Below are 6,024 nucleotides of genomic sequence, written 5' to 3'. Positions count from 1 at the left end.
CGCATCATTTCCCGCATTGCTGCTTTTTGCTGACTGTCATTTTTTCTTGCCATAAATAAAACCTCCAAACTGAGTAATTTTATCTTACATCAGATTAGAGGTTTACACAAACTTTAGGACACTTCCATCAAAAGTGGACATAGATGAAAGAAGCAAAAGAACCGTCCCCATGCTTCATGTTACACCGGATTCACATGCACTACAACATCGCTTACATTCTTAAGGGTTTTTAGATTATGCTTTATGCGGGCTGCAACTGTATGACTGCTATTTACAGACATGTCACCGTGAACGGATACTTTTACTATTAAAATATAATTAACACCAACTGGCTTTGCCGATATGCTGTCTATATGGTCCACGCCTTCAACCAGGCTTATAATATTAATTATTTTCTCTTCCATTACTTTATCAATAGTTGTATCCATAAGGACATTATAGGAACTGAGGAAAATTCTTATACCTGTATAAGCTATCCAAAGGGATATTCCTATACCAACTATACCGTCAAGCCAATATATATTATATACTCCAAAAATAATGCTTAAAAGGGTTGAGAGAGTAATTAAAATGTCATTCCTGTGGTCTTCAGAATTTGCGATGATAAGTAAATTGTCTTCGCGCCGGCCGGCATGCCTGGTATAAAGGAACAGGCATGTTTTTATCAATATAGTAGCTACAGCCACAGCTACCAGCCACCAGGAAAAGTTAAAAACATTTTTTTGTATTATTGAACTTACAGATCCTGACAAGCTTTTATAGGAAACAACAAGCAATGAAAAACTTATTATCATGGAGAAAATATACTCTGCTTTACCATGTCCATAAGGGTGTTGTTTATCTTCCGGTTTACTGGCTATTTTGTTTCCTGCATAAGTCATTACTGAAGCAAATACGTCACCAGCACTATTAAAACCATCGGCAATCATAGACCGGCTGTTGCTGACAAATCCTATAACCAGCTTAATAATCATCAATACAATATTCGCTGATATTCCTGTAATAGCTATATTCCTGGTCAATTTAAAACGATCCATGAGAAAGGTCCAAACTCCATTCAATTATATAAAAATAAAATATTATTTAATAAAATATTATAAAAAAATAATAGAGTGTTACTACATATCACTTATTAAAAGAGTATTAGACTATAATTATATTATTAATAAAAGCAAAATTCAATATTTCATCCAAATATTGGATAAGTACTCTGCTTTTTTTGGTAAATGCATACAAAAATCCAAGAGATATTTGCTAATATACTTAATTCTATTTGACATGAAATAAAAAAATGTTATTATATAGACTAACTCAATGATGAATAAATTAATTATATAATATGAATACTCTAATTCTATAAAGACGTCTTGTTGATTCATATAAAAATAAAAAAACAGAAATTCATGTGGGAGGTTTTTATGGGATCATTATTACTAAATAAGAACATATTGATAATGGGATTGAGAAACAAATGGAGTATTGCTTGGGGAATAGCAAAAGCTGCGAAAGAACAAGGAGCCAATCTGCTGCTTACCTATCAGGGTGAAAGAGAGAAGGATAGCGCCAGCGAACTTGCAAAGCATCTTGAAGCACAAATTTATCAGTGTGACATATCTTCGGATGATGAAATTGATAATCTGTTTAACGCAATAAAGTTAAAATATGGAAAAATTCACGGCCTGGTACATGCAATTGCACATGCCAAAAGAGAAGATATTCATAACAGTTTTATAAATACCTCAAGAGACGGGTTTAACCATGCGCTTGAGATAAGTGCCTATTCACTTGTAGCAGTAAGCAGAAGGGCAGCAGAATTAATGAGTGAGGGGGGCAGTATAGTAACACTTACATATATGGGCTCTGAAAAAGTATTTCCAGGATATAATGTAATGGGAGTCGCAAAAGCGGCACTTGAAGCAAGTGTAAGATATCTGGCTTATGACCTTGGCCAGTTTAACATAAGAGTAAATGCACTTTCAGCAGGCCCAATAAAAACCATATCCTCAAAAGCAATAAAAGATTTCGGGACTATTCTTGATGTATTTGAGGAAAAAGCACCTTTAAGGAGAAAAATAGACCAGGATGACCTGGGAGACGCTGCGGTGTTCTTGCTCAGCAATTTGTCCAGAGGTATTACTGGAGAGGTAATGTATGTAGATTGCGGATATAATATTATGGGATAATTGCAATAATAATACAATAATAAGATGATTAAAACTATTGTAAAGTGCACACTATTGAACCTGCCACTTTTGAATGATACAATTAAAAAATAATTATAACAAATTATAACACTCAAATTATAAACTTTGAATAGACTTAGAAGAGATATAGTTTAGAAAACAAAAAGTTGCGACAATTCACACAAGGGGGAGAGGCAAATGAAAGAACTGTTTGTTACAGGAAGAACTTTGGCAGAGGCCTACCACAAATCCTTAGAAGCTCTTTACAAATATGGTGAGATAACAGATTGCCCCGATTATAATCAAAAGCAGAAGGAATGCAGCATGACGATTTTTGTTGAAGAACCTCTTGCTGAACCAATGATAAGCAAGTTGTTTATCGGAGGGCACTCAGATCTGGAACAGTACAGGCAGGAAGTTCTTTATGGAATTTTGGATTTCAGAATAGGACATGGCTGGGATTATACGTACCACAACAGAATAGCTGAACAGCTTCCATTTATATACAATGAATTAAAAAGAAATCCATATAGCCGCAGGGCAGTTATTGATGTTCGGGATTGGAAGAAGGATACCAGCGAAGGAAATACAAGTCCTGCCTGCCTTCAGCATATACAGTTCTTTATCAGAGAGGGAAAATTACATATGAAGGTGCTTATGAGAAGTAATGATGCACCAGAAGCAACATTTATGAATTGTTTTGCATTTATCATGTTACAGAAAGAAGTGGCAGATAAATTAAATGTAGAAATGGGAACCTACGCCCATAGAGCTAATTCATTCCATTGCTATGAAAAAGATTTTAAACTTCTCGAGAGCTATATAAGAGGGATAGAAAGCGGAGAAAACATTACTTACGAGTATGAGGGATTTTATAAAGAGCTGATGGAGGAGTCAAAGCCTGAAATTGAAAACAAGGTAAGACAGTTAAAGGAAAACATGGGTTTGGAAAGGTGATGGTCTCATGCTGGTTCATAATTCCGACAAAAATAACGTTGTACTGATTACTGGAGCTTCATCAGGAATAGGTAAATGTCTTGCCTCTTTATTGTCCCAAAGAGGTTACAGGGTCTATGGGACCTCAAGGAAACAACCCCTTATGAATATGGAATCCAGGAGTAATGCTGCCGGACATGGAATGTCACGGGATAATACAACCTTTGACAGAGGCAGCACAGATAGCCCTGATTGCGGATTTATAAAAATGATTCAACTTGACGTATGTTGCGATGAATCTGTTGAACAGGCTGTCAACTATGTAATTCAGCAAGAAGGCAGAATTGATATACTGATAAATAATGCTGGATTTGGCTTGGCCGGTGCGGTGGAAGATGTAAGCCATGAGGAGGCATACAGGCAGTTTGACACCAATTTTTTTGGAGTATTGAGGATGTGCCGTAAAGTAATCCCTATAATGAGGGAACAGAAAAGCGGCATTATTATTAATATAAGTTCAGTTGCTGCACAATTTTCAATACCTTTTCAATCCATGTACAGCGCTAGTAAGGGTGCTCTTGAATTAGTGACAGAAGCAATGAGAATAGAGCTAAAACCCTTTGGTATTAAAGTTTGTTTAGTGGAACCTGGAGATACCAGAACAAGCTTCACAGATAACAGGCAAACAGCAAAAGCAGCGTTGCAGGAGGATTCAGCTTATGGTGAAAGGTTCAGAAAGTCTGTAAATGCCATGATTAGAGATGAAATAAATGGCCCTGCACCAGAAGGTGTGGCTAAAGTTGTATTAAAACTAATAAAAAGAAAAAACCCACCAATTAGAAAAGTGGTGGGCATAAAATACAAAGTATTTGTGTTTCTTAAGCGACTTCTTCCCTCAAGGATTGTGGAGTATTTAATCTCAAAAATGTATTAAGGTTAGTAAAAATGCATACTTATGCACTATGAGCTTAATACACATAGACAACGGACTTAATACTCGTATATAACCGCCACGCTTGCTCTTATCTCAAGAGTTCCTGATTCTATGGGAGTGGTGACTCTTTCTGCTTCATCACTTGCAGCCCAGTCCATAGTTTTACTATAATAAACGGTGGGTGGTTGCTGATAACCACTATTTTCTGTAATAGACACCGGCAGTTTAAGAGATACTCCTAAGGTATCTGCAATAATATCTGCTTTCTTTTTGGCATTTTCAACAGCAGCCTTTAAAGCATTATTATAATAGCCTTCATAGTCGCTCAAACCGAAGGAAATACCTCCGCTGGTGTTTGCACCGTTCTCTGAAGCTATATCAATTACTTTTCCTGTTTTTAAAATATCCCTTACAGTTACCTGTACCGAATTGTTCACAGAGTATCCAATAATCTTGCTTACTCCGGTATTTCTATCATAGTCATACTTTGGATAAATATTATAGCTGACAGTTTTAATATCTTCATCTTCAATGCCCAGGTCTTTTATAGCTGCCACAATTTTATCCATTTGTTTGGCATTTTTCTTCTGTGCCTCATTTGCATCAGTATCTTCAGTTACAAACCCTAGTGTAATATAGGCTATATCAGGAGATGCTTTTATGATGCCCAAGCCGGATACATTGATTACTCTCTTATCTTTTTCATCCACACTTTCATTTACACTTTCTTTTGCAGCAACCTGCCTCAAAGGATAATTAATCCCATATAAGACAAACAGCACCACAACCAAAACAAAAGATACAAATAAAATTAAATGCTTATTAGACAGTTTCATATTATAGGCTCACTCCTTCTTATCATTGATTAAATAAACCCTATATTGATCTTCCGAAGTCTTTGCTTATTAGACAGGACAACAAAGAAAAAAGTTCCAACCATTTAAGTAAGGAAGGCGAATATGCCGGGTAGGATTCTGCAATTGGCCTGGTAGAATATGGTTCAAAGTCGAAATGAGACTTTGAACCATATTCTTTTACTTATATCCCGCCTTCATCTCTTTAACCATGCTTATTATAGCATCGATCTGATCATTGTTAAGATCTTTGACTGTATCTACAAGACGTTTCATATTATCGGGCAGCGTTTCGGGTACTTCACCAAGTAACTCTGAAACAGTTGTATTTAAAGCCTTTGCGATGCTTTGCAGCACATCAAGACTAGGTGAACGCTTTCCATTTTCTATCTGGCTTAAATAAGGCTGCTTTATACCTACAATATTTGAAAGCTCTGTTGATGTAATGTTATTTAGTTTTCTTAGCCTGGCAATGTTTTTTCCCAGATTCACCATATCACCATTTACTATGAATAATAATTACAAAAAATATCGCTAATAGCTATATTATATTTCCAGCTACAAGAAAATTCAAGATTATTAAAAACAAGTGGTGGAAATCTAAGGAAGAAGAAGAAAATTCGCTCAAATATATCTTTATGCAATATTATTATGTTTACAATATAGCTAAATGTTATATAATATTGGATAAAGGAGGTATTTTTAGTGAATAAGATAAAATTTTACAGAATTTTGAGAAATATGACACAACAGCAATTAGCAAGTCTTTCGGGAATTTCCCAATCTTATATAAATGAATTGGAAAGGGGAAAAAAGAAAAATCCTTCTAAAAAAACGCTGGATAAGCTTGCAAAAGGCTTGGAAGTATCAGTATCTGATATACTTCTTGAGGAGAGGAATATATAAGTAGATCTTGAACTTGCCTGTGTTTAATTTTGAAATTAATAAAATTAATATTTTATGATAAAAAATAAAAAATAAAAAATAAAAAATAAAAATATCAATCACTGTCTCCCATTTAATAGTTCAATAAGGGAATTGGGAATAATTTTTATTAGTTCTGGAAACCTTATTTTTACATGCCATTTATTATTTTACGAAGAAAATCCTTTGGGAG

At 35.0% G+C, this 6,024-nt stretch carries 7 protein-coding genes; 4 read left to right on the top strand and 3 right to left on the bottom strand.

The features are described from left to right. Nucleotides 1-179: 179 nt before the first annotated feature. On the bottom strand, nucleotides 180-1,037 hold the full coding sequence (locus tag GXX20_12595; protein HHW32486.1) for a cation transporter: 858 nt from the start codon (nucleotides 1,035-1,037) through the stop codon (nucleotides 180-182). A 381-nt stretch (nucleotides 1,038-1,418) separates the two neighbouring features. Between GXX20_12595 and GXX20_12590 the strand changes: the two genes are divergently transcribed. The 3 genes from GXX20_12590 (at nucleotide 1,419) to GXX20_12580 (ending at nucleotide 4,053) form a co-directional block, all read left to right on the top strand. Further along, nucleotides 1,419-2,183 carry an enoyl-ACP reductase gene (locus tag GXX20_12590; GenBank protein HHW32485.1) on the top strand — a complete coding sequence of 255 codons (765 nt, stop codon included), beginning with the start codon at nucleotides 1,419-1,421 and terminating at the stop codon, nucleotides 2,181-2,183. A gap of 198 nt (nucleotides 2,184-2,381) precedes the next feature. After that, nucleotides 2,382-3,140: a hypothetical protein gene (locus tag GXX20_12585; protein HHW32484.1), complete on the top strand. Its 759-nt coding sequence runs from the start codon at nucleotides 2,382-2,384 to the stop codon at nucleotides 3,138-3,140. A 7-nt stretch (nucleotides 3,141-3,147) separates the two neighbouring features. Beyond that, nucleotides 3,148-4,053 (top strand): SDR family oxidoreductase, encoded by a 906-nt coding sequence (locus GXX20_12580; protein HHW32483.1) that lies wholly within the window; start codon nucleotides 3,148-3,150, stop codon nucleotides 4,051-4,053. A gap of 56 nt (nucleotides 4,054-4,109) precedes the next feature. Here GXX20_12580 and GXX20_12575 read toward each other — a convergent pair whose 3' ends face one another. Then, nucleotides 4,110-4,889, bottom strand: coding sequence for an SIMPL domain-containing protein (locus GXX20_12575; GenBank protein HHW32482.1), 780 nt, complete (start codon nucleotides 4,887-4,889; stop codon nucleotides 4,110-4,112). 198 nt (nucleotides 4,890-5,087) lie between these two features. After that, the gene (locus tag GXX20_12570) at nucleotides 5,088-5,402 is read right to left on the bottom strand and encodes a helix-turn-helix transcriptional regulator (protein ID HHW32481.1); all 315 of its coding nucleotides are present in this window, start codon (nucleotides 5,400-5,402) and stop codon (nucleotides 5,088-5,090) included. 246 nt (nucleotides 5,403-5,648) lie between these two features. On the opposite strand from GXX20_12570, the gene GXX20_12565 reads away from it, so the two are divergent. Continuing rightward, a complete protein-coding gene (locus GXX20_12565; GenBank protein HHW32480.1) occupies nucleotides 5,649-5,813 on the top strand; it encodes a helix-turn-helix transcriptional regulator in 165 nt (54 codons plus the stop codon). Nucleotides 5,814-6,024: the final 211 nt, after the last annotated feature.

Source organism: Clostridiaceae bacterium (genome assembly GCA_012840395.1).
Taxonomy (GTDB): domain Bacteria; phylum Bacillota; class Clostridia; order Acetivibrionales; family DULL01; genus DULL01.
The sequence above is the reverse complement of the archived record's forward strand: the minus strand, read 5'-3'. Positions and strand labels throughout refer to the sequence as shown.

Coding starts and splice junctions, on each gene's coding strand:
- GXX20_12575 (HHW32482.1), bottom strand. CDS start 4,889: ATGAAACTGTCTAATAAGCATTTAATTTTATTTGTATCTTTTGTTTTG.
- GXX20_12565 (HHW32480.1), top strand. CDS start 5,649: ATGACACAACAGCAATTAGCAAGTCTTTCGGGAATTTCCCAATCTTAT.
- GXX20_12580 (HHW32483.1), top strand. CDS start 3,148: ATGCTGGTTCATAATTCCGACAAAAATAACGTTGTACTGATTACTGGA.
- GXX20_12590 (HHW32485.1), top strand. CDS start 1,419: ATGGGATCATTATTACTAAATAAGAACATATTGATAATGGGATTGAGA.
- GXX20_12595 (HHW32486.1), bottom strand. CDS start 1,037: ATGGATCGTTTTAAATTGACCAGGAATATAGCTATTACAGGAATATCA.
- GXX20_12570 (HHW32481.1), bottom strand. CDS start 5,402: ATGGTGAATCTGGGAAAAAACATTGCCAGGCTAAGAAAACTAAATAAC.
- GXX20_12585 (HHW32484.1), top strand. CDS start 2,382: ATGAAAGAACTGTTTGTTACAGGAAGAACTTTGGCAGAGGCCTACCAC.